The sequence below is a fragment of the Halorhabdus amylolytica genome (assembly GCF_004944975.1).
In the GTDB taxonomy this organism is placed as follows: Archaea; Halobacteriota; Halobacteria; order Halobacteriales; family Haloarculaceae; genus Halorhabdus; species Halorhabdus amylolytica.
Genome location: NZ_SPQG01000011.1, coordinates 20,406 through 45,012, shown reverse-complemented (window position 1 = coordinate 45,012; position 24,607 = coordinate 20,406). Strand labels below are relative to the sequence as shown.

Below are 24,607 nucleotides of genomic sequence, written 5' to 3'. Positions count from 1 at the left end.
CCACGTCTCGCCGATCCACCCGGTTATAGCTACCGGACGATCCCCACGTCCGACCACCACCGGCATGCCCTGCGAGCACGTTCGCGATCGTAGTCGGATCTAAAGAGCCCGACCGACACGTCGAGTGCGGAGCCACTTTCGTGTGTTCGATCCGTAAAGAAATCGTCCGTTCGTGGGATTCGTACCAAATCTTTATTACCCAGAGCTGTCGTTATCCCCAATGTACTATGGTGGAGAAGCCTGCGGACTATCGAGAGGTAATCGACCGTCGTCGGTTCATGGAACTGGTCGGCGTCGCAGGAACTGCCGCACTGGCCGGGTGTGGAAACGGCGACGAACCGACCGACGGCGGGGATAACGACGGGAACAGTGACGAGAGCAGCGGGACCGATAACGGGAATGACGATGGAGCTGGCGAAGATGTCTACGCTGACGTCCAGCACGTCAGTCAGACGGGACTATCGACAGCAGACGTCCAGTGGAACCCGTACAATCCGGCGGGATTCGCACAGGTCTCACACGAAATCCTCTTCGACAAGTTCGCGTACTACAATTACGAACGCGGGGAGTTCATGCCCCTTGGGATCCAGAACTGGGAACTGGTCGACGAGACGACCTACCGGCTCGATATCCGGGAGGGCCTGATGTGGTCGAACGGCGAGGACGTCACCGCCTCGGACGTCAAGCTCCAGCTGGAACTGGGCATCGTGATCGGCAGCGCGTACGCGGACTACGTCGAGTCGGTCGAGACCGACGGGAACCGGACGGTCCTGCTCAACCTGACCGAACAGACGAATCCGGACATCCTCACGTTCAGTATCCTGCCCAACGAGTGGCTACAGGTCCCCGAGAGCGTCTTCGGGGAATATCGGAATTCACTGACCGAACTGCAGAACGACTTCGCCTGGACGGACGCGATCGCGAGCGGCCCCTTCGAACTAGACGAAAAAGGAGGGGATCAGCTGAACACGACTCGTCGCGAGAACCATCCGGACGCGAGAAACATCAACTTCGGAAACTACGCCTTCCAGTTCATGGGCGAGAACCAGGCGGTCTACCAGGCGTTGCAGAACCTCGACATCGACTCGGCGTTCACCATCTTCACGCCGCCGCGGATCGTCGAACAGTACCCCAACACCGTCGAGGAGGTCGCCACACCCTCGCTGTGGGGCTACGGACTCGTGCCGAACCACGAGGGCAAGCACACCGGAAACCGCGCGGTTCGGCAGGCGATCGCTTTCGCCATCGACCGTGAGCAGGTCGTCCAGAACGCGGGGCCACGCTCGAAGGAGGCCCCCGACTGGCTGGTCGGCATCGGCAACTCGAGCCAGGAGCGAGTACTGGGTGACAGTGCCGGGGATTTCGAGACCTACGGCAAAAGCGAGCAGCTGACCGACCGCGCGGCCGAGGTGCTGGAGGAGGCCGGCTATTCCAAGGATGGCGGCACCTGGAAGGATGATAACGGCAATGCGGTGAGTCTCCCCGTTCAGGTCCCCTCGGGCTGGAGCGACTGGGTCACGGCGGCCGAGACCTGCGTCGATCACCTCAACCGATTCGGCTTCGACGCCGAACTCGACGGCCGGTCTTTCAGCAACCTGTTGGACACTGTCTGGCCACAAGGGAACTTCACGCTCGCTTCCGGCGGCTGGAACGCCGGCGCTCCCACTGGCGCACTGTCGTACTTCAGCCTTCGCCACCAGCTTATCGAGAACTTCCGCGGGCACAGCTACAATTATCCGGCCGCAAACGAGAGTCGCGGCGGTTCGAACGCGGACGTCAGCGTGCCCGAAATGGGGGATCTGACCGGTGAAAATGCCATGACGGTCAATCCGAGCGACCGACTGTCCGAACTCGCCCGGACAACCGACGAGAGCACGGCTGGAGACATCGTCCTCGAACAGGCCTGGGTCACCAACGTCGACCTCCCGATGATTCCTGTCGCCGAGAAGCAAGAACAGAGCTGGCTCACGAGCGACGAGTGGGACGTCCCCGAAAACGTCGGTGAGACCGAACAAGCACAGGTCCACTGGCCGAACGCGTGGCTCCCGCGCCAGGGGATGATGAACTATAGCGGTGACTGACCGACGCGAGTGACCGTCACCCACTGCCTGGCTTCTTTCGGGTCGCCAGTGGGGGGATATGACGGGTCCCCACGACGCGAAACATCGAAACGACTAATGCCATATCACCGGCAATCCTGATCACATCGGAACCCAATCGATGAAACACACGAGCGAGTCAATGGTATCAACCAACACGTATCGAACCGAATCATACGAAAATACGCAACGATGACCAACGACTATACGCAACGATGAACTACTACTTACGACGGTTCCTTCGGGTGATCGTGACGATCTGGGCGGTCGCCACGTTCACGTTCGCATTGATCCGCCTGCTGCCGGGCGGCCCGCTCGTCCAGCTCAGGGCCCAACTCATCCGGAGTGGGGCCAGTCCGGAGCGAGTCGAGACACTGATTCAATCGTATACGAAAATCCAGCCGGACGCGCCGATATACGTCCAGTACTTCGATTACATCACCTCGCTAGTCCAAGGAGACTTGGGCGAGTCGATCTCGACCGGCCGATCCGTCGGAGAAGTCGTCGGTGGGGCCCTGCCCTGGACACTCTGGATCGCCATCGCGACCACAATCCTCGTGTTCGCGCTCGCGATCGTCTGGGGAGCCATCATGGCGTACTTCGAGGGGTCGAACTTCGACCTCGCCTCCAGCAGCGCCTCGATCCTGGCTGCCTCGATGCCATTCTACGTACTCGCAATGTTGCTCATCATCATCGTCGGCTACGAGTTCGGCTGGTTCCCGACGCGATTCCGCATCGACCCCAACCTGGAGGCGCCCGTGTTCTCGGTCGCGTTCGTCGGGAGCGCGTTGTATCATTCGGTCCTGCCGATCGCGTCGATGGTATTGACCGGCGCCGGGCTACAGGTGCTGGCGATGCGTGGCAACAGCATCTCGGTCCTCGGGAAGGACTTCGTGACCGTCGCTCGGCTCCGCGGACTGTCGGATCGACGGATCTCGATCACGTACGTCGCCCGGAACGCGATCCTCCCGATGTACACGAGCATGCTGTTGTCGGTCGGGTGGTACCTCGGCGGGACCGTCATCGTCGAGGAGATCTTCACGTATCGAGGTATCGGCTACTACATGTACGAAGGCTTAGAATCCCGGGACTATCCGCTGATGATGGGCATCTTCCTCATCCTGACGAGTACACTCGTCATCGGGGTGTTCGTGGCGGATCTGACCTACGGGTTGGTCGATCCACGGATCCAAACGGGTGATCAAAGTGAGTCATTCTGAATCCAGCGACGAGCAGTTCTCGTTTGACTACGGCGAATCGGAGATCGAATTGACCCGCCGCGAGCGGTTGCAGGACTTCTACGAGGAGTTCATCCGCAAACCGGGGATGGTCGCCTGGAACGACCGGCGGACGCGGATCGGGAGCGCGATCCTGTTCGTGTACGTCCTCATGGGAACGGTCGGCGTGTGGTTTTATCGGGCCCCACAGACCAATCAGGTCGACGTACCCGGCTATCCTGGTGGACGGGGTGTCCCCCCGTTCACCGACCTGAGCGCGATCCTGGGTTCGACACAGCAGTCCGGAAAGGACATCCTCGCCCAGATCATCCACGCGACGCCGAACATGCTCCTGATGGTCCTCTCGGGCGGCGTGTTCGCGACCGTCGTCGCCGTACTGATCGGGACCGTCGCCGGGTACAAAGGCGGGACCGTCGACACCGTACTGACGTCGTTTACCGACTTCGCGATGTCGATCCCCGGGCTGCCCCTGGTAATGGTTCTCGCTGTCGTGCTACGGCCGACTAACCCGCTGGTTCTGGGGATCGTCCTCATGGTCAACTACTGGGCCGGTCTGGGGCGGGCGATCCGTTCGGAGGTCCTCTCGATCAGGCAGGAATCCTTCGTCGAGGCTTCTCGAACGATGGGAGTGAGTACGCCGCGAATCCTGTTCAAGGACGTCATCCCGAATATCATGCCATATGTACTCGTGAACTTCGCCAACGCCGCACGGTTCGTCATCTTCTCGTCGGTCGGGCTGTACTACCTCGGCATCCTCCCAGCCGGCGTCGCCAACTGGGGCATCCAACTCGATCGTGCGTACTCACAAGGCTCCCTCGTCGGTATCGCCGCCCTCTACCAGCTCCTGTTCCCGATGATCATGATCATGGGGCTTGCGCTATCGATGATCCTCCTCGCACAGGGGGCCGACCGGATCTTCAATCCACGTGTCAGAACTCGTCTCGCCGGTGAATCCGAAACGATCGAAGAAGAAGAGGACGCAGACGCCCCAGCGGGGGTGATGACCTGATGGCGATCGAAGAGGTCGACGCTGGCAGTGAACTCGACGAGCGGTCGATCGTCGACCCGGCCATCGAGATTCGCAACGCGAAGGTCACCTACGACGAGGGTGAATCCTACGTCCTCGATGACGTCAGTATCGACCTCGACCGCAACGAGGTACTCGGCGTCGTCGGCGAGAGCGGTTCCGGGAAGTCGATGTTCGCCTCGTCGCTGCTGGACTCGGTTCCGGATCCGGGCGTATTGACCGGCCGAATTACCTATCATCCACGCGACGGCGAGCCGATCGAGGTACTCGACCTGTCGAAAGAGGAGCTCCGCGAACTACGCTGGGAAGAGATCTCGATGGTCTTCCAGGGCGCGATGAGTTCGTTCAACCCCGTGTTGAAAGTCAGGACACATTTCGAGGAGACGTTGGAGGCCCACGACGCCAACGTCGCGGAGGGGATGGACTTCGCCCGGGAGTTGCTCAGTGACCTCTATCTGGATCCCGACCGGGTGCTCGACGCCTATCCACACGAACTCTCCGGTGGGATGACCCAGCGCGCGTTGATCGCGCTGTCGATGGTTCTGAACCCGGAAGTACTCGTGATGGACGAGCCGACCGCCGCACTAGACCTGCTGATGCAACGGTCGATTCTGCAACTCCTCGAGGATCTACAGGCGAAATACGACATCTCACTGGTATTCATCACCCACGACCTGCCGCTGATCGCGGCACTGGCCGACCGGATGGCGATCATGTACGCCTTCCGGTTCGTCGAGGTCGCTCCGACGCAGGATCTCGTCGCAAACGCGGCACACCCCTACACGCGCATGCTGTTGAACTCGACGCCGAACCTCGACGCGCCACTCGCGGAGATGAAACCCATCGAGGGCCAGAGTCCGGCCCCGATCAATCTTCCGTCGGGGTGTGCGTTCCATCCCCGATGTCCACTCGCCGAGGAGCAGTGTATGCAATCCGAACCGGACTACCACGACGTCTCCGATCGACAGGGTGCGCGGTGCTTCCGCTGGGAAGCCGCACAGGCCCAGATCCTGTTGAACTACGAAGATATGCTCGAAGACCGCGGTACGAGCGGAGGTGACGCCGATGAGTGACGACGGGACGCCGGTCCTCTCGCTGGAGGACGTCGAGGTCCACTTCGAGGACAAACCCGGCTTGCTGGAGTTCGGCGACGAGACGGAAGTCGTCAGGGCCGTCGACGGCGTGTCTATCGATGTCATGGAGAACGATGTCGTGACGCTGGTCGGCGAATCCGGCTGTGGCAAGACGACACTGGGCAAGACGGCGATCGGCCTCCAGCGGCCGACCGGCGGGAGCGTCAAGTACCGGGGTCACGATATCTGGGACATCAGGGACGGCAACAGCGACGCCGACATCACCTGGCGGGACGTTCGGACGTCCCTCCAGATCATCCACCAGGACCCCGGAAGTTCGCTCAATCCCAATCGCCGTATCCAGACGATCCTCGCGGAACCACTCAAACAGGTCCGACCTGATCTCGGTCGCACGGAGAAGCGCGAGCGGATCCTCTCGCTGCTCGAACGCGTCGGGATGAACCCTGCCCCGGACTTCGCCGATCGATACCCACACCAGCTCTCGGGGGGCGAACAGCAGCGCGTCGCACTCAGTCGGGCACTGTTGATGAATCCCGACGTCATCCTTGCCGACGAGGCAATCAGCGCGGTCGACGTCTCTCTACGGGTCGAGATGATGGACCTGATGCTCGAACTCCAGGCGGAGTTCGACACGTCGTTCATCTTCATCTCCCACGACCTCTCGAACGCGCGGTACTTCACCGCCCATGCCGACGGACAGATCGGCGTGATGTACCTCGGCGAACTCGCCGAGATCGGTCCCGCCGAGGAGATCGTCAACAGTCCGAAACATCCCTACACGAACGTCCTCCGGTGGGCGACGCCTGACCTCTCACTCCAGCAAACGGGCGAGATCCCGATGCGAAAGATCGACGTCCCGGACCCGGTGGATCCACCGTCGGGCTGTCGGTTCCACACACGCTGTCCGGAGGCCCGAGAAGCCTGCCAGACGGAACATCCACCAACGTACAGCGACGACCGCCACCACGTCGCATGCTTCCGCGAGAACGAGGACCACGACTACTGGGAAAGCCCCAAGCTGACGGACTGACAGAGCCCCAAGCTGACGGACTGATCGGGCGTGAGCTACGGACCGCTCGTTCACACCGACTCTGACGGACGTTACCTGTCGACGATGCCAGCTTCGGGATCGGTTATCCGGCCCTCCGGGAACGACCGGAGAAAGGAGCGATCCCACCGATAGAACCCTGTCCACCCTTAATTTCCCCAATATCTTCCGATAATATTATACACGTGGATCCACTCATGGATAGCCATGCGGCGCAAGTCATTGAACGGCCGGTGGGAGTTTTCCGAACGCGACGATCGGACGTGGCTCGACGCCAGCGTTCCCGGTGGCGTCTACACGGATCTCGTGAACGCCGGGGAGATCGAGGACCCGCTCCGCGGGGACACCGAGCTCGACGTCCAATGGGTCGGAAAGACAGATTGGACGTACAGACGGACGTTCACTGTCGACGCCGCGTTCCTCGATCACGAACGCGTCCTGCTGACGTGCGAGGGACTCGACACCGTCGCGACGGTCTCGGTGAACGGCACGATCGTGGGTGAGTCCGAAAACATGCACGTCGGCAACGAGTTCGACGTCCGCGAGGCACTCGAAGCCGGCGAGAACGGAATCACAGTCGAATTCCGCTCACCAGTGGAGTACGGTACCGGGCGGATGGAAGAGTATCCTCACGAGGTGCCATACACTCACTATCCCATCGAACAACCCGGTCGGCCGTTCGTCCGCAAGGCCCAGTGTCACTACGGGTGGGACTGGGGGCCCTGTCTGCCGACGATGGGTATCTATCGGGACATAGCGCTGGTCGGGTACACGGATCCCCGGATCACGTATACGACGACCGAACAGAACCACCGCGAGGGGGCGGTCGACCTCGACGTTCGAGTCGGCCTGGACGTTCCCCGCTCCGGCGAATACGACCTCTCGGCGGCCGTCGACGACGCGTCGACCGCCGAAACGGTCACGCTCGAACCCGGTCGCCAGGCGGTCGAAATGACGATGACAGTACAAGATCCCGACCTGTGGTGGCCCAACGGCTACGGCGATCAGCCGTTGTCACAACTGGAAGTCCGCGTCCAGGGTGAACACGACCAGGACGTAACGACCGAGTCGATCGGCTTCCGCGAGGTGGAACTGGTGGTCGAACCCGACGCGGACGGCACGTCTTTTTATTTCGAGATCAACGGCACCCCGGTGTTCGCGAAAGGGGCGAACACGATCCCCGTCGCCCCGATGTACGGCGACGTCACCGACGATCGGTACGAACATGTGATCCGCTCAGCCGCTGAGGCAAACATGAACATGCTGCGGGTCTGGGGCGGTGGCTACTACGAGAACGAGACGTTCTACGATCTCTGTGACGAGTACGGACTCCTCGTCTGGCAGGACTTCATGTTCTCCTGTTCACTCTATCCGGCGGACGAAGAGTTCCTCGAATCGGTCGAAGACGAGGTCCGCTACCAGGTCCGCCGACTCGCCAACCACCCATCGATCGCCCTGTGGTGTGGGAACAACGAAAACGAGGAAGCACTTCACAACTGGTTCGGCGATCACGACGCCCACGACCGACACGTCGACGATTACGAGGCGCTCTACGAAGAGACGGTCGGGGCGACCTGTCGCGAGGAAGACCCCTCCCGGACGTTCTGGCCGGGTTCTCCCTCCAGCGGGCCCGACGAGGACAATCCATACAGCTTCCAAGCAGGCGACATCCACTACTGGAACGTCTGGCACGAGGGCCAACCCTTCGAGAACTACCTCACGACCGAGCCGCGGTTCGTCTCCGAGTTCGGTTACCAGTCGTTCCCTTCGTTAGACTCCCTGCGGACGGTCCTCGAAGCGGAGGACTTCAATCCGACCGCGCCGCTAATGGAACATCACCAGCGCAATCCCGGTGGGAACGCCACCATCCTCTCTCGCCTGGCCTCGTACTTCCGGTTCCCCTTTGACTTCGAGGACTTCGTCTACCTCTCACAGGTCCAGCACGGTCTCGCGATGAAGACTGCCATCGAGCACTGGCGGCGGCGCAAGCCCACGACGATGGGGACGCTATACTGGCAACTCAACGATCTCTGGCCGGTAGCCTCCTGGGCCTCTATCGAGTACGACGGCAAGTGGAAAGCCCAACAGTACATGGCCCGCCGTCAGTACGCTCCCGTCCTGGTCTCGTTCCACCCGACGTTCGACGGCGACGACGGCCCCGAGAACGCCCAGGCCGATGACGGCCAGCGGGAGTGGGGCGAGGTCACCGCCCAGACACTCTGGCTCACCAGCGATCGACCCGAGCCGGTCTCAGGGGACGTAATGGTAGAGATCGTCGACGTGACGTCAGGCGATGTCCTCGACGAACGGACAGTCGACGTCGATGTCGACGCTGGCGAAAGCACGCCACTGTTGACCGTCGACCGCGAGGAGTTGCCCGACGGCGTCGACACGTCGGCAGTCATGCTCCGTGCCGAGTACGAGGGTCCTGGTGAATCCTACCCCAACGTCGCCTTTTTCGAGGGCTACAAGGCGCTCGAATTGCCCCGGACGGAACTAGACATCGAGATCGACGGGGCCGACGTGACCGTCGAAAGCGAGAGGACCGCACTGTTCGTCGAACTCGATCCCGGCTCACTGATCGGGGCGTTCTCGGACAATTATTTCCACCTGCGGCCCGGCGAAACGCGGACTGTGACCTTCGAACCGACTGACGACAACCGCGACGGCCTGATCGAAGCGCGTCTGCAGGAGGACCTCTCTGTGAGACACCTCCGGGAGACCTACTGAGGACCTTTCGGTGAGACACCTCCGGGAGACCTACTGAGGAACGCATTTCAGTCGTCGCGGCGGAATTCCTCGACGGATCCTCTGTCCGGGAGTGACGACATCGCGCCGACATCGGTCGTCGCGAGCGCGCCGACAGCGTTACCGAAACGGACCGCCTCGCGGAACGACGTTCCCTCGACCAGCGCGGTGATGACGCCCGCAGTAAAGGCGTCGCCGGCACCGGTCGTGTCGACAGCCTCGACATCCACGCTCGGTTCATCGACGGTCCCCGGCCCCCAGGGGGCCGCTTCCGTGGCGAATCCGAAGGTCCCTGCCGACCCACGCGTGAGAAAGACGGTATGTGGGCCGTACTCCGTGATGGGTTCGGCAACCGCCCGCGGTTCGGACTCTCCCTCGAGGAGGATCGACAGGTCCTCGCGATCGGACTTGACCACGTCCGCGTGACCAAACGCCGTTCGTACTGTCGGCTCGAGATCGCTCCGGTCGGGCCAGAGATCAGCCCGCGTGTCCGGATCGAACGAGACCGTACAATCCCGGTTGCCAGCACGCTCCGCGAGGTCCAACATCGCGCTCCGGGACGGTTCCTCACAGAGGAGGACGCCGCCGAAGTGGACTCATTCGAGGTCATCAAGTACAGAATCGTCGATCCACTCCGGCTCGAAGGCCATCGTCGCCGTCCCCTCCTTGTAGAAGACGAACGATTGGTCGGCGTCCGGATCGGTTCCGACGAGCGTATGCGCCGTCTTGTGCTCGGCGTCCCGTTCCAGGAAGCGAGACGGGACGTCGTTGTCGGCCAGGACCCCCTCCAGATACGTGCCGAACGGGTCCGTACCGAGGCGCGACCAGAGGGAGGCCGGTCGCCCCAGGCGAGCCATGGCAACGGCGACGTTCGCCGGCGCCCCACCCGCCCGCCGTTCAAAGGACTCGGCCTCGGACAGTGAGCCCGGTGCAGCCGGAAACATGTCGACGAGCATTTCCCCCGCGATAAGCGTTTGTGAGTGCGTCATGTCAGTCGGTTGTATTTTGTCCATAATGAGTTTGGTGACGCCAGGGGACAGTATCGATCACGTCCAGCAGACGGTCGACCTCACTGGAAGACTGTCCTGCACGTTCCGGATCGAACGAACGGACTGAGTCGAAATTCAGTCGTCGAACGATCGGATCGCCTCGAAACAGGCACCGATCGGGTGATACCCGGGTTCGACTGCGGGACTCTCGTCGGTCTCGTACGGATCGTTTTCCCGGGTGAGTTTCGTGTGGAAGTTGCCGCCCGGCGCGGTCAGGTGTTCCTGGGCGTACGCCCAGAGACGCTCGTACCACTCGAGATAGCCGTCCTCGCCGGTCCGTTCGTACAGCGCAGCGGCCGCGCCGATCCCCTCGGCGACGGGCCACCCGTACTTGTCGTCGACGATCGACTCGCCGTCCGGGTCGAACGTATAGACGAACCCGCCGTACGCGTCGTCCCAGCCGTGATCGACTGCAGCAGTGAACAGTTCTTCTGCCCGGTCTAGCGCCCAATCCGTCCCCGTATACCGGTCGAGGACGGCCAGTAGTTTTGCCCACTCGATGTGATGGCCCGGCTGGTAGCCCCATGGCCGGAAGAGATCAGCCGGCTTGTCACGGTTGTAGGCCATGTCGTGATCCCACTCGTCGGTGTAATGTTCCCACAGCAGACCGTCGTGTTCGGCGGCGAGTTCGACCGTCAGCGCGTGGGCGATCTCACTGGCGCGATCGAGGTACCGTTGTTCGTCAGTCGCCTCGTAAGCGGCCAACATTGCCTCGCAGGTGTGCATGTTGGCGTTCTGCCCACGATACTCGGCTGTCGTCTCGAAGTCGCCGTCGTACTCGCTCCGGCAGAGGTCGTACTCGGGTTCCCAGAAGTGCTCCATCAGCAGCTCGTAGACAGCATCCAGGGAGTCCGCTGCACCCGGGATGTCGGCCTCGACGGCGCGAGCGTACGCCAGCAAGACGAAAGCGTGACCGTAGCACACCCGCTTTCGATCGACCGGTTTCGTTCCGTCGAGAAGCCAGTCATAACCACCGGTCTCAGGGTCACGGTGGCCGGCCTGCAAGAAGTCCACACCCCGGGCCGCGGCCGTCCGGCACCAGTTGGGACCATCGAGACGATCACCGACGCAGAAGTTCACGACGTACCGGCAACTCGCCACCAGATGTTTGGTGTGGGGATCGTATACCTCGCCCGTCCGCTCGTCGAGATTGGCGAGATAGCCGCCATGTCGATCATCCACACCCCGGGGGTAGTAGAACTCGAGGACGGACGCCAACCGATCCCGTAACCAATCGCGATCCTGAAACGACTCGGAAACCATATCCGGGGGATCATCGCGCCGGGAGAAATAGTTTTGGATCAGATCAATCGCTCCCCGGATCCACGGATTCAGCCCCCGAACTCTGTCAGAACAGCAATGGCGTCCCGAGATGTGGATGGCTCCGTACGTACCGACGACTGATCGGCAGGATACGGACCGGAACTGCGGACCCAGGCCACGAACGTGTTTGATTATATCAAACGCCAGACGGTCGGCTCGACCGAAATCTGTCGTTCTCGGATGGGCAAGATTAATAACACAAGTACGTGCGTTATTTTTTCGCTGAGGAACCATTTGCCGCTGTTCCGGTGAGGAACCACTCACTGCTGTCAGCCAGGTCGATTTTTGAGGCAATTTAGTAAAATATCCTTCTATATAAAATAAATTATGTATATTCACACGCTGATCGATAGTTCGGGGACAGACAGACCGCTATCGGAACATATGTCGAAAGCAGATATCCAAAGGGTTCGGCGGAGTATACTGCGAACCCGAGTTTAGCCCGATCTTGGGCGAATAACGTTCGCTCAGCGTGATCACACGATGGAAGTTAACCCAGGCAAAGACGACAAATCTGATTTCAATATTTTTCCGAACTACTTATTTTACGATGTTTTTCTTCCAAAAATATAAATAACAATCCAAAGTAAGTGTAATAAAATAGAATTGCACGGAAATAGTGCGACGACTCCGATTAGATGTCCGATAAGTTCAGTGCGGTGGCCCCAGACCAAAAATAATAAATTTTCTTATTATTACCCCAATCACTATATTTTCTGTTATTTTCTACGCCGGGATGTACAGAGACACATCGTCCGGATCCGGTTATCCCGTAGCACGGAACCGGTCCAATGCAAAGACGATACCGACCGTGAACCGCCTCGGGGTCAAGTGGTTCGAGACGCCGAAGGCGTCTCGTCATCTGCTCACGGCGCTTGCACCGTTCGCAGGTTCGTGGGACTTCGTCCCACGCCCATCACGGAAGACTTCGTCTTCCGTACGACCCCGAGGCTTCCCGTGGATTAGTCGGACACGCCTCGGATACCATCGGGATGGTGCCCTCTCGCGGTATCCGAGGTCACGGTCGGGGCGTCCACGGCCCCCGATACCTGCCGTCGTCGCCCGAAAATCAGAGATTTTCGGGATCACGAGAGACTCCGTCTCTCGGTCGATATCTTCCGTACTTGGGGAAGGCTGTTGAGAGCAGGCACATTCCAGTCTTGATGCTTCCCGATACCTTTCACAGCGATGTTGACGCTCGCACTTCGGTCGGCGTGGTCCTGATGCTGGCACGAGCAGCACTTGAACCGCTTTTTGTTGCGGTTCGCCCGTTCCGTATGTCCACACATCGGACACTGTTGACTCGTGTATTCAGGGTCAATCCACGCTGTTGGCACGCCTTCGAAGGCGGCTTTGTACGAGGTGTAGTATTGGAGCGCACGGAACGGCAGGTGGTGCAAGCGTCGGTTCATCCGCGTGCCGTAGTCGATACTGTCGCGCATCTCTTTGAGGTCTTCAAAGACGATGCATGGGTTCTCGAACTGGTGGCTCCACTCCACGATGTGACGGCTCACCTTGTGGAGTCGGTCACGGACGAACCGTTCTTCCCGACCTTCGAGCGTATCGTGCATACTCGGTTTTTCGGCGTTCTGCACCCGCTTCCGCCTGTAGATGCCACATCCAGCGGCCCGATGACCACACAGTCACCGCACGGCGTCCGCCAGTGGCAGTTCGACCACGAACACCGCCCCGGTTGTATCTGCTCCGCGGGGCAACAGCTGACCGTGCGAGTCTTCCCACTCGTTGCGGCCCGTCACGCGGATTGTCCCCCCGTAATTTTCGACGAGTGTTTCGACCAGATACAACCCGATACCAGTGCCACCAGTGACGCTTTTGGCTCCCCTTCCGAAGATTTCCGCTCTGAGCGGAGGCGCGATCCCGGGGCCGTCGTCCGCGACGACGACTGCAACGGTATCCTCCCGGACGGTCGCCTCGACCGCGACGGTTGGCGACGACGAGTCATTGTGTTCGACGGCGTTGACAAGCAGGTTCCGGAAGACGGAAGAGATCATTTCGTTTGCCCGGACAGTCACGTCCGGGAGAGAACCGCCGATCTCGAAATCGGCATGCGGATACGTCTCGCGTTGTTTGGCGAGTTCTTTCTCGAGATGGGCTTTCAGATCCACGGGCTTGAGATCCACGCCCTCGTCGATACCCAGCGATTCGACGAACTCGCGGGCCACGTCGGTCAGTTCCAGGATGTGACCTGCCGAAGCGAGGATCTGTTCGAGTGCCTGCTCACCGGACTCCTCGATGTGGTCGTCGAGTTCTTGTGCCCACATGTGGAGGACGTTCATGTCGTTGCGGATGTCGTGTCTTACGACCCGGTTGAGGGCTTCGAGTTGATCCGTCCGACGAGCAAGTTTCAACTGATTTCGCTTCTGGTCATCGATATCCAGATGAATGCCTACCGCTCGTTGTGGCTCCCCCTCGTCGTCCCACTCGACAACCGTTCCCATCGTTCGGACCCACTTGTAGTCGCCGGATTTTGTCTTCATCCGGTAGTCACACTGATAGAAATCGGTCCCCTTCGAGACGTGTTCTGCGAGCGCCTCGTCGTGGCGCTGCTTGCCGTCGGAATGGACCAATCGTTCCCAGTCGTCTAACTGATCACCCATCTCTTCGGGCGAATAGCCAAGCATGTTCGCCAGCAGTTCGTCGCGCAACACCTCGTCAGCCTCCATGTCCCAGTCCCAGATGCCGAGTTTTGCCCCTTCGATGGCCAATTTCAGTCGTTCTTCCGTGGCACTGAACCCTTCGTCAGTGTCCCCACCAGTGGTCGAGAGGGATCCAAAACGGCTGGCTGGGTCGATTTCCGTGAACTGACAGTGTGCGTTCTCGAATACCCCCCCATCGTTACGTTCGATGCAGATATCGAGCGTGACAGTCACGGGATGGCCATCCGCGTGCCGGATATCCAATTCGATCGGACTCGATCGCTCCCCGGTGATAAATCGATCGAACGCCGACCGGAAATCTTCCCGGTCAGCCGAATGGACGTACTCGCGAAACGTCTCGCCACAGACGTCGTCTGCCTCGTACCCCAAGACACTGACCCAGGCCTCGTTGACTGCACTGATTTGCCCGCTCCGAGTGAGTCGTTGATACGGATACGGGAGGAATGACTGGTCGACACCCGATGGCTGTGGCGACTGTGTGGAAGGGTCACTCACGAATCCTCACCGTGAAGAACTCTGGAACAGCCTGATACAAGAATGTGCCCCACATTGGCCCCGTAACAGGGGTTGGTACGTCTCACGATCTGAGTTGACCGATACATATACAACCTAATACCTTCATACGAAGGTAGGCGGATGAATTCCTCGACAAGAGACTGGGCCGCCGGTGGGGAGCGACAGTGCCCAGCAGGGAGTGCCACAGCAGCGGCGAGTACACAATGACAGGGAATGACTCGACCGAAGAGAGCGAACAAGACATCCACACGCTGTTAGTCGACGACAGCGAACGATGGGCCTCAGTCGCTGCGAAGCGGATCGAAACCGAGACGGAGGAGATCACTGTCTCGGTCGCGAACGATGCCAACGAGGCGCTCGTCCAGCTCGCGGAGTCCGACCGGGTCGACTGTCTGATCGTGGACTACATGATGCCGGGCATTACCGGCCTGGAATTGCTCGAACGCATTCGCGAGGACCGCCCGGACATTCCGTTCATCCTCATCACCAGTGAGGGAAACGAGGACGTCGCTGCCCAGGCGATCGACGCCGGCGTGACCGATTACGTCGTCAAAGATCCGTCGATCGATCAATCCCCACTCTTTGCCGAGAAAATCGAGTCAGTTGTGCGCCAGCGTCGCTTACAATCCCAACTCGAGGAAAGCGAACAGCGCTATCGGTCTGTCGTCGAGGAGAGTCGTGACGCGATCTGTCTGCTCAGAGACGATCGTGTACAGTTTTGCAACCAGCGCTTTGCTGACCTCACGGGCAAAGACTGTGTGTCCTGGATCGGCGAGGATCTCGTCGAAGACGCGATTCACCCGGACGACCGCAAAGCGGTTCGTGAGGCGTTCGCGAACTGGGACGACGGGAGTTCCGAGCCGGAATTACAGGAGGCGCGCCTTCGCCGTTCCGACGGGACGCTTCGGGTGTGTGAGTTCACTGGTCGACGGATCACCGACGACGGCAAGCCGACACTGCTCGTTTCGATCCGTGACGTGAGCGAACGACGACGCCGCGAGCGTGAGCTACGGTGGGAGCGAGACCTCAATCGAACGGTTCAGGAAGCACTGGTCGAATCTCGGACGCGAGACACACTGGAAGCAGACGTCGTCACCCATTTATACGAGTATGGGTATCCGGTCGTGTGGGTTGCCGAGCGGGCGACCGATGGACTGTCCCCGCGGGCTGTTGGTGGGGATCGCGAGTTTGTCGATGCGATCTCCTCAGCCGCCGAAACCGACGAGGTGCAGGGCGAACCCGCTACGTGGGCTGCCCAGTCGGGAGAGCCACAGTTCGTCCAGGACATCGCCGAGTTGTTTCCCTCGGCGTGGCGAGAAGTCGTCACAGACCACGGGTTCCGGTCCGGCGGGGCGGTCCCGCTCGAACACAACGACGTTCCCTATGGCGTGTTGGCGGTCTATCACGACAAGGAGGACCATTTCGGCGAGACCGAACGCCGGTTGCTCACCGACCTCGGGGATACCGTCGCGTTCGGGATTCACAGCCTCGCGACGGAGAATACCCTCGCTGCAGACCGGACTGTCACGGCCCGGTTTCGCGTCGACGACGACGGGTATTACCTCGCAGACCTCGCGATGGACGGGGCCTTTCGGGACTGCAAGCGGGTCACCGTCCAGGGAACTGTCCCGGACGACGAGGACGGAATCGTCCAGTATCTCCGTATCGAGGGCGCGACGGACGCGATTCAGGACGTACTGGCTGCTCACCCGGACGTGCGGTCAGTCCACGAAATCGACGTCGAGCCACGCAGACTCCAGGTGACGGTCACGTGCCCCAGTCCGGAAGCCCATCTCGCGTCGCGGGGCGTCGTCGTCGATACCACGACCCTCGACAGCAACGGTGCCGTCGTCGAGGCACAGCTCCAATCCCGGGAGACCGTCACACCGACACTCGAGCGATTGCAGGCGGCGTTCGAGGACGTCTCACTCCTTGCGATCGGCGACGAGGAAGCGAGTGATCCCGGCAGCGAGCTGCGAGCGGCCCGACTCACCGACAAGCAACGCCAGGCCCTCCGTGCGGCGTACCACCACGGGTACTTCGAACAGCCCCGCGGGGCCACCGCGGCGGAAATCGCGGAGACACTGGGCGTTGCGCACTCGACGTTCCTCCAGCACCTCCACCGCGCCCAGCAGAAGGTCTTCGAGACTCGCTTCGAGTGAAACTCCGCCGGCGCCATGGGTCACGCTCTACGGTCGAGAACCCCAGCCCTATTCTCAAATATGATTCTTTACTGTCGCGCCAGAGCGAGGCAAGATACCACAGCTCATGTCGAAAAGACCGTCGGTACCGGGCCGACGAGATACCTTCATATGAAGGTATTTGGAGTGATAGAGAAGCCTGGGCAGCGATCGCCTCTACAGGAGTATATTGCTGGTTTCGGAGTGGCGCGCTATCGCAGACAGCCTTGCTTCCGGGTTTTTTGCGAGTACATCGAACGGCTCGTGGGCAGATCACGGCCAACATACCGTCACACGAAGATATTCTACTTTTGTGTATACAAACGAATATCCATGGTATGTTCGGACCTGCGCGGACACGAAGTGCGATTCTCCTAACTTTCAACACTGATAACTCAGGCGATGGGAAACGGCGATGGGAGGTCCTCCCTCCAGACGAGTATGGGTCGAGTACAGCCGCCGCGACATGGCGTCGTGACTGTCCAGGGCCTGCCAGCGATCGATCACGGAAGGTGAGTCGATGAAACTCCGCGCGCTCGCGCTTTCGACACTGATGGTCATGTCGGTGCTTGCTGTCGGCGTCTCGTTCGGAACGGGCGTAGCCGCCGCAAACACGGGTGGCGGTGCAGGAAACACGGCCGTCAGTTACTCGTCGGCGTCAATCTCGCCGACGACACTTCCGAAGGGAAGCGCTGTCGACGCTAACATCACCGTCAGTAACTCCGACAGCAGCCAGCAGACGTACAACGTCTCCGTGAGCGTCGACGGGACCGTCGAACAGTGGAAAAACGGGACGGTCGCGGCGAACTCGAACACGAATATCTGGATTCAGGAGACGCTCTGGGACGTTGGCGACCACACCGTCACGGTAGCGGGCGGGTCCACGAGCGCGAGCGAGACGGTGACAATCGAGGCAGCCAATCCCAAATACCACGGCGGGCCACGGAACCTCGGACACTACCCGAATCAGATAGGACCGACCAGGGAACCCGTCGAGCAGTGGAACATCTCGGACGGGACGCCGCACGTGATGCAATCGACTATCGTGAACGGGACGCTCTACACCGCGTTCCACGATGGCGGCCAACTCTACGCACTCGACCCCGAGACGGGAGCAGTGAAGTGGAGCGCCACACCTGGCGGGACTTCTGGTTCGACGTGGACGACACCCGCCTACGCGAACGGTGTCCTCTACATCGGCAGTAACGACTACAAACTCCACGCAATCGACGCCGAAAACGGAAACGAACTCTGGAACTACCAGACACAAACGAACGTTCGGTCGGCCCCAGCGGTCGTGGACGGCGTGGTCTACTTCGGGTCGAACAATCGCAACATGACGGCAGTGAACGCCACCACCGGCGAGGAACTGTGGCACCATACCCTGTACGATCCCGTCCTCGTCGAATCGAATCCGGCAGTGGTCGACGGCGTGGTCTACTTCGGAAGTGGGAATTCGGGTGGCGGTTACGGTTACGGCGGTAATGTGACCGCGCTCAACGCGACGACCGGGGATCTGGTCTGGAAGTACTCGGTGCCCATCGGCATCCAGTCTGACGCGACAGTGGTCAACGACACGGTGTTCATCGGTGACGACAACGGAAACGTCTACGCCCTGAACGCGACCGACGGAACAAAACGCTGGGACTACACCCTGTCAGGTGAAGTCGACAGCGGACAGGTCTACGCCGACGGCACACTCTATGCGTCCAGTCGCGGGGGCAACCTCACCGCGCTGAACGCCTCTGATGGAACCCTCAAATGGGAGTACACGGGAAGAGACTTCCGAGGTGCGCCAATCGTGGTAGACGACGTCGTCTACGTCATGGACTTCGGCAATGCGTCGGTCCATGCCTTCAACGCGACCGACGGCACAGAACTCTGGGCCTACGATTCACCGACGGGCAATCTCTACGCCACGCCACTCGTCTGGAACGACACCTTGTATTACGGGTCGGGCAGTGCCTTCTACGCGCTCGCGGAACCAGCGCCGTCGATTACGAACGTCACCGTTACCAATCCCTCGGCTCAGAACCTGGAGATTAGTTTCGACTCGTCGCTCCAACTCTCGACGATTTCGGTGTCGATCAGCGGTGCCGAGTCCGCGACGCTGACCGAGAGTGACTTCACCGAGAGCGGTAGCGGGCCGTTCACCTACACCGCCTCCTACAGCGGGTCGACGAACGGTGACTACACTGCGACGGTCGACACGGCAATCGGACCGGACGGCAGAGACGGCGCGAGTGGCGAATCCGACAACGCCAGCATCAGTATCACCCAGATCACGGACTGGAACGACCTCAACAACGTTCGCAATGATCTCGACGGCGATTACGTGCTGGCTTCGAATCTGGACAAGAACAGTGCCGGGTATAGCTCGGTAGCCAGTGGTTCCGCCAACGGGGGCGCTGGCTTCGACCCGATCGGCGACTCCAGCACACCCTTCACTGGAACCTTCGACGGCAACGACTTCACTATCGCGAACCTGACGATCGACCGACCGGGTGAGGATTTCGTCGGTCTTTTCGGGAACGTTAGCACTACCGGAACGATCGAGAACGTCAGTCTGGAAGCCGTCGCTGTCACTGGTGGCCAAGAAACCGGGGGCCTCGCTGGCAGAAGTAACGGAGTGGTGAGTCGCTCGTCGGTGGAGGGAACTGTTGATGGATCCGATTGGGTCGGCGTCGTCGTCGGCACCAATTACGGAACAGTGACTGAAACCTACGCGACAGGGTCAGCTACTGTGGATACCCAAGACGTCGGAGGCCTCGCCGGCTGGAACAATGGCACGATCGAGGACTCCTACGCGAATAGCACCGTTACTGGTCCGGCTTCGTACACGGACTCGGGGGCTGGTGGGCTGGTCGGGCAAAACAAGGGCACAGTTGCTCGGTCCTACGCGACGGGCGGCGTTTCCACCGGCGCTGGTGATGTCGGCGGCCTTACCGGGGTCAACTCCGGTTCGGTAACCGACTCGTATTGGGACGCGAACACGACCGGTCAGCCCACCTCGGCCGGTGGCACCGGGCTCACGACCAGCCAACTGAAGGCAAACACCAGCCTCGCGTTCGACTTCACGAACACGTGGGGCGTCGTGGACAACGCTACTCACATCTCGTACCCGTATCTACTGAACAACGCCCAGTCGCCCGCGCCGGGACTGGCAACTGCCGGGTCCGGGACCGGAGATCTCTACGCCGGAGGGTCGGGTACCGACAGCGACCCATACGAAATCGCGAACTGGACACATCTCGACAACGTGCGCCAGAACCTCGGTGCGAACTTTACGCTCGTCGCCGACCTGAATGCCACGACTGCGGGCTACGATTCGGTGGCAAGTCCCTCGGCCAATGGCGGGGCTGGCTTCGACCCGATCGGGACATTTGATCTCTCGAAGGACACCGAGTTCACAGGAACCTTCGATGGGACCGGTCACATCATCGAGAACCTGACGATCGGCCGGTCGACTGAGGATTACGTCGGTCTGTTCGGAGCCGTCGAAAGCAACGGAAAAGTTGCGAACACCAGTCTCGATGCGAGTGTTATCGACGGTTCGAGTCGTGTCGGGAGCCTCATCGGGCTGAACTACGGCCTGGTGAAACACTCCTATGTGACAGGGACCGTAACTGGCTCCAAGTACGTGGGTGGTCTCGTTGGGGTAAATCGGGGCACGCTAACCAGGTCATATACGACAGGGAACGTGACCGGCTCCGAGTATGTCGGTGGGCTCGTCGGGCAAAACCACGACACTCTGAACAGGTCATATGTCTCGGGGAACGTGACTGGTTCCCAATATGTGGGTGGCCTTGTCGGCCAGAATCTGGGCACAGTGGCTGACGTGTATTGGGACGAGAACACGACCGGACGGTCGGCTGGCATTGGATTTAATGGCGGTTCCACGACGAACGTGACTGGCCTCTCGACGGCGGAACTGAAAGGCGACCCCGCAAAGACGAACACGAACTTCGACTTCCAGAACACGTGGGATGTCCTGGACAACTCTAGCCACGTCTCGTACCCGTATCTGCTGCAAAACACCCAACAGCCCGCGCCGGGGCTGGCAACAGCCGACTCCGGGACCGGGGATCTCTACGCCGGAGGGTCGGGTACCGACAGCGATCCCTACCAGATCGAGAACTGGAATCACCTCAACAATACACGCCAGAATCTCGATGCCAGCTTCACGCTCGTCGCCGACCTCGACGAGAACACGGCGGGGTACGACGCAGTCCACGACGCCCAGAAGGGCTTCGACCCGATCGGTGGCTACAGTACAGGATTCACCGGGACGTTCGACGGCAACGGCTCCACTATGGCAGACCTGACCATCGATCGTCCCGCCGAAAACGAAACAGCGCTATTCAGATACGTTGGCGCCAGCGGAACACTGACGGACGTCACCGTCGAGAACGCTTCCATCTCCGGGAACTGGGAGACCAGTGTGCTCGTCGGTGACCTCCGCGGGAGCGTGACGGAGAGCATAGTGTCCGGGACAGTGTCGGGAGTCCACAACGTCGGCGGACTGGTCGGGTACAGCTGGAACGGAACGGTGACGAACGCGAGCGCAAACGTGACCGTCACCGGCACCGAGAACCTCGGCGGCCTCGTGGGCTTATCTGACGGGTCAGCCGGTGAAATCCGTTCTTCACACGCGATCGGGGATGTCACCGGATCGGGAGACTGGGTCGGTGGTCTCGTCGGGGAATTGCTCGGTGGAGGAGTGGTCGAAGACTCCTACGCGAGCGGTGCAGTGTCCGGCAGAAACCAGGTTGGCGGGCTTCTCGGCCGGAATGAGGGGTCGGTTATCGATTCGAACGCGAGCGGCCAGGTCAACGGGACAGGTGACTACGTCGGCGGACTCGTCGGGTCCAGTCCAGGGTCTGTCGAGAACGCAACTGCGAGTGGTGACGTCAATGGCACTGCACACGTGGGTGGTCTCGTCGGGTGGCTCTCCAGTAACGTGACTGAATCGACCGCCACTGGTGCCGTGACCGGCGACGGTACGTATGTTGGGGGTCTCGCTGGGGAACTCAACGGGAGTCACGTCGTCGAAAATTCCCACGCGAGCGGCACAGTATCCGGCGGAGACCAGACCGGTGGTCTCCTCGGCCGGAACGAGGGGAGTGTGCTCGATTCGACCGCCACGGGCAACGTTACCAGTACCGAAGACTACGTCGGCGGACTCGTCGGATCCACTCTGGGGCCCCTTCGCAACGTCTCCGCGAGTGGTGACGTCACGGGTAATGGGACTTCCAGCAACACAGTGGGCGGTCTCGCCGGCTACAGCGAGGGATCCGTCAGCAACGCGACGGCAAGCGGGTCCGTCAGCGGAACTGGCGAAGAAATCGGTGGCCTGATTGGCAGGCTCCACTCGGGTGCAGTCCTCGCGGACTCCACGGCGACCGGCACCGTCACCGGCTCCGATTATAACACCGGGGGCCTCGTCGGGCAGAATGGGGGGACGATATCCGCGTCCGTCGCGGCCGGGGACGTTACGGGCACCATCAATGCAGGGGGACTCGTCGGGGTCAACCTCGGCATCGTAAACCGGTCCGCTGCGATCGGGAACGTCACCGGTGAGAGGCGGGTCGGTGGCATCGTCGGGGGCAGTACTGGTACGCTACTGGGATCCAACGCGACGGGGGCCGTGACTGGCACCCGATCGGTCGGTGGCCTCGTCGGTGCGCAGCTGGGCGGATCGATCCGGGCTTCGAATGCCAGCGGACCCATCACCGGCAATCAAAGCGTCGGCGGCCTCGTCGGCGCGAACGGGGCCGAATCGTTGGGCCCGGGAGGGACGATCGAACACTCGACCGCCAGCGGATCCGTGACTGCCAAGGCCAGCGCGACAGTCCCGACGCAGTTCGGCGGCCTCGTCGGCCAGAACTACCAGGGCACCGTCACCACCTCGAACGCCACCGGTGATGTGATCGCTGGCGACGCCACCAGCGTCGGCGGCCTCGTCGGATACACCAACGGGACGGGCGCGAGTGCGGTCGTCAACGTCTCGTATGCGACCGGGAACGTGAGTGGGGCCGAGGATGTCGGCGGCCTCGTCGGGACCAGCCTCAATACGACCGTCAACCAGACCTACGCGACGGGGAGTGTCACCGGTGACAGAATGGTCGGCGGTCTCGCGGGGAACGCGACCGGCTCGAACAACGAGGTAGCCAACTCGTTCGCGGCCGGGACAGTATCGGCGACCGGAACGCCGGTCGGCGGCCTGATCGGGAACACCGAGAGTACGACGGTGACCGACGCCTACTGGGACGTGAACACGACTGGCCAGGACACCTCGGCCGGCAACGCGACCGGGCTCACGACCAGCCAACTCAAAGCGAACACCAGCCTCGCCTTCGACTTCGGAACCACGTGGGATATCAAAACTGGGACCGAGATCTCCTATCCATACCTGCTGAACAACACACAATCGCCCACGCCTGGGCTGGGAACGATCGACACAACCCCACCGTCCATTTCGACGTTCAGCGTCACCAACCCCTCGGGACAGGACGTGCAGGTGAGCTTCGATGCCGACGAGCAACTCTCTACCATCGAGGTCGCGCTCACCGGCACCGAGTCGGCCACGCTCACGACGAGTGACTTTACCGAGACAGACAACGGCGAGGGCACGTACACCTACGAAGCCACGTACGCGGGAAGTAGTGACGGCAACTACGCGGCCACGCTGGAGACCGCCGAAGACACCGTCGGTAACGACGGTGCCAGTGGCCAGTCCGACACGGTCGAGGTCGATACGTCCGACGACGGTGACGATGGTGGTGACGGTGACGATGGTGATGACGGCGATAACGGTGACACTACCACCGAAGAAAACGACGGTGACACCACCACCGAAGAAAACGACGGTGACACCACCACCGAAGAAGACGACGGCGAGACTACCACCGAAGAAGATGACGGTGACACCACCACCGAAGAAGACGACGGCGAGACTCCCACTGATGAGGAGCAACCCAGTGGGGAAACGACTGCGGGGGAACGGTGGGTCGAACCATCCGAACTGCAGACAGTCAACATCGTCGATGTTCGCCTGGAAACAGAGCCAGCAAACAGCGTGAAGACGACGAGCATCGTCACGCTCGAGAACCCCGCAACGATCGACCGGACAGTCGACGTCCGCTTCGTCATCGACGGCGAAGTCGCCGAAGAACGTGCAGTGACTGTGCCGGCCGAAGAGCGGCTGAACGCGACTTACACCGAAATCGTCGAAACAGCGGGAACTCACGAGGTCGCAGCTAACGTCGGGACAGAAACGGAAGACGGTGGATTCGTCCGAACGTTCGATTTCACTATCGGGACGGTCGAACTCGATCAAGATGGGACGGAGATCGCCAGTTCCAGTGCCGACCTGCCGTGGCTGGATGCCCAAGACGAATCGGCGGCTGGAGAAAGTGACGACGCAGTCGCGGACGACAGTGACGATGGCAGTGGCATCCTGCATCTGATCGTCGGGATCGGGATCGTGGCTCTCGTGGTTGTCGTGCTCGTCGGCGCCTATGTCCGACGTCGCAAAACCGCGTAACAACAACACAGTCAGCGGACTGCCGACGATTCGTTTGTGACGTTGTCAGTACTCCCAATCG

General features: G+C 60.9%; 10 protein-coding genes and 2 pseudogenes. 8 read left to right on the top strand and 4 right to left on the bottom strand.

Going from position 1 to position 24,607, the window contains the following annotated elements:
* The first annotated feature begins 227 nt into the window (after positions 1–227).
* The 6 genes from E3374_RS13025 (at position 228) to E3374_RS13000 (ending at position 9,236) form a co-directional block, all read left to right on the top strand.
* Positions 228–2,081 carry an ABC transporter substrate-binding protein gene (locus E3374_RS13025; protein WP_211194972.1) on the top strand — a complete coding sequence of 618 codons (1,854 nt, stop codon included), beginning with the start codon at positions 228–230 and terminating at the stop codon, positions 2,079–2,081.
* Positions 2,082–2,314: 233 nt separating this feature from the next.
* Positions 2,315–3,319, top strand: a complete 1,005-nt coding sequence (locus tag E3374_RS13020; RefSeq protein WP_136689395.1) for an ABC transporter permease — start codon at positions 2,315–2,317, stop codon at positions 3,317–3,319.
* Positions 3,306–4,346, top strand: coding sequence for an ABC transporter permease subunit (locus tag E3374_RS13015; protein WP_136689394.1), 1,041 nt, complete (start codon positions 3,306–3,308; stop codon positions 4,344–4,346). The genes E3374_RS13020 and E3374_RS13015 overlap by 14 nt, the downstream gene beginning before the upstream one ends.
* Entirely contained in the window at positions 4,346–5,437 is a 1,092-nt protein-coding gene (locus E3374_RS13010; protein ID WP_136689393.1) for an ABC transporter ATP-binding protein, read from the top strand. Before E3374_RS13015 ends, E3374_RS13010 begins: the two co-directional genes overlap by 1 nt.
* Positions 5,430–6,488, top strand: a complete 1,059-nt coding sequence (locus tag E3374_RS13005) for an ABC transporter ATP-binding protein (protein WP_136689392.1) — start codon at positions 5,430–5,432, stop codon at positions 6,486–6,488. The genes E3374_RS13010 and E3374_RS13005 overlap by 8 nt, the downstream gene beginning before the upstream one ends.
* A 225-nt stretch (positions 6,489–6,713) precedes the next feature.
* Positions 6,714–9,236: a beta-mannosidase gene (locus E3374_RS13000; RefSeq protein ID WP_136689391.1), complete on the top strand. Its 2,523-nt coding sequence runs from the start codon at positions 6,714–6,716 to the stop codon at positions 9,234–9,236.
* Between the two features lie 47 nt (positions 9,237–9,283).
* On the opposite strand, the pseudogene E3374_RS12995 reads toward E3374_RS13000, so the two are convergent.
* The 4 genes and pseudogenes from E3374_RS12995 to E3374_RS12980 form a co-directional block, all read right to left on the bottom strand.
* Positions 9,284–10,210 (bottom strand): annotated as a pseudogene (locus E3374_RS12995) (carbohydrate kinase family protein).
* A 168-nt stretch (positions 10,211–10,378) separates the two neighbouring features.
* Positions 10,379–11,566, bottom strand: coding sequence for an AGE family epimerase/isomerase (locus tag E3374_RS12990; protein ID WP_136689390.1), 1,188 nt, complete (start codon positions 11,564–11,566; stop codon positions 10,379–10,381).
* A gap of 1,022 nt (positions 11,567–12,588) precedes the next feature.
* A pseudogene (locus E3374_RS12985) lies at positions 12,589–13,230 on the bottom strand (RNA-guided endonuclease TnpB family protein); the annotation flags it as partial.
* Positions 13,231–13,269: 39 nt separating this feature from the next.
* The gene (locus tag E3374_RS12980; RefSeq protein WP_136689389.1) at positions 13,270–14,799 is read right to left on the bottom strand and encodes a PAS domain-containing sensor histidine kinase; all 1,530 of its coding nucleotides are present in this window, start codon (positions 14,797–14,799) and stop codon (positions 13,270–13,272) included.
* A 224-nt stretch (positions 14,800–15,023) separates the two neighbouring features.
* Here E3374_RS12980 and E3374_RS12975 point away from each other — a divergent pair, with 224 nt between their 5' ends.
* Positions 15,024–16,982: a response regulator gene (locus tag E3374_RS12975; protein WP_136689388.1), complete on the top strand. Its 1,959-nt coding sequence runs from the start codon at positions 15,024–15,026 to the stop codon at positions 16,980–16,982.
* A gap of 538 nt (positions 16,983–17,520) precedes the next feature.
* A complete protein-coding gene (locus tag E3374_RS12970) occupies positions 17,521–24,546 on the top strand; it encodes a GLUG motif-containing protein (RefSeq protein WP_136689387.1) in 7,026 nt (2,341 codons plus the stop codon).
* Positions 24,547–24,607 lie beyond the last annotated feature (61 nt).

What these genes read in the sequence shown, in the direction of transcription:
- E3374_RS13025 (WP_211194972.1), top strand. Translation starts at nt 228, where the DNA reads ATGGTGGAGAAGCCTGCGGACTATCGAGAGGTAATCGACCGTCGTCGG.
- E3374_RS13020 (WP_136689395.1), top strand. Translation starts at nt 2,315, where the DNA reads ATGAACTACTACTTACGACGGTTCCTTCGGGTGATCGTGACGATCTGG.
- E3374_RS13010 (WP_136689393.1), top strand. Translation starts at nt 4,346, where the DNA reads ATGGCGATCGAAGAGGTCGACGCTGGCAGTGAACTCGACGAGCGGTCG.
- E3374_RS13005 (WP_136689392.1), top strand. Translation starts at nt 5,430, where the DNA reads ATGAGTGACGACGGGACGCCGGTCCTCTCGCTGGAGGACGTCGAGGTC.
- E3374_RS13000 (WP_136689391.1), top strand. Translation starts at nt 6,714, where the DNA reads ATGCGGCGCAAGTCATTGAACGGCCGGTGGGAGTTTTCCGAACGCGAC.
- E3374_RS12990 (WP_136689390.1), bottom strand. Translation starts at nt 11,566, where the DNA reads ATGGTTTCCGAGTCGTTTCAGGATCGCGATTGGTTACGGGATCGGTTG.
- E3374_RS12975 (WP_136689388.1), top strand. Translation starts at nt 15,024, where the DNA reads ATGACAGGGAATGACTCGACCGAAGAGAGCGAACAAGACATCCACACG.
- E3374_RS12970 (WP_136689387.1), top strand. Translation starts at nt 17,521, where the DNA reads ATGAAACTCCGCGCGCTCGCGCTTTCGACACTGATGGTCATGTCGGTG.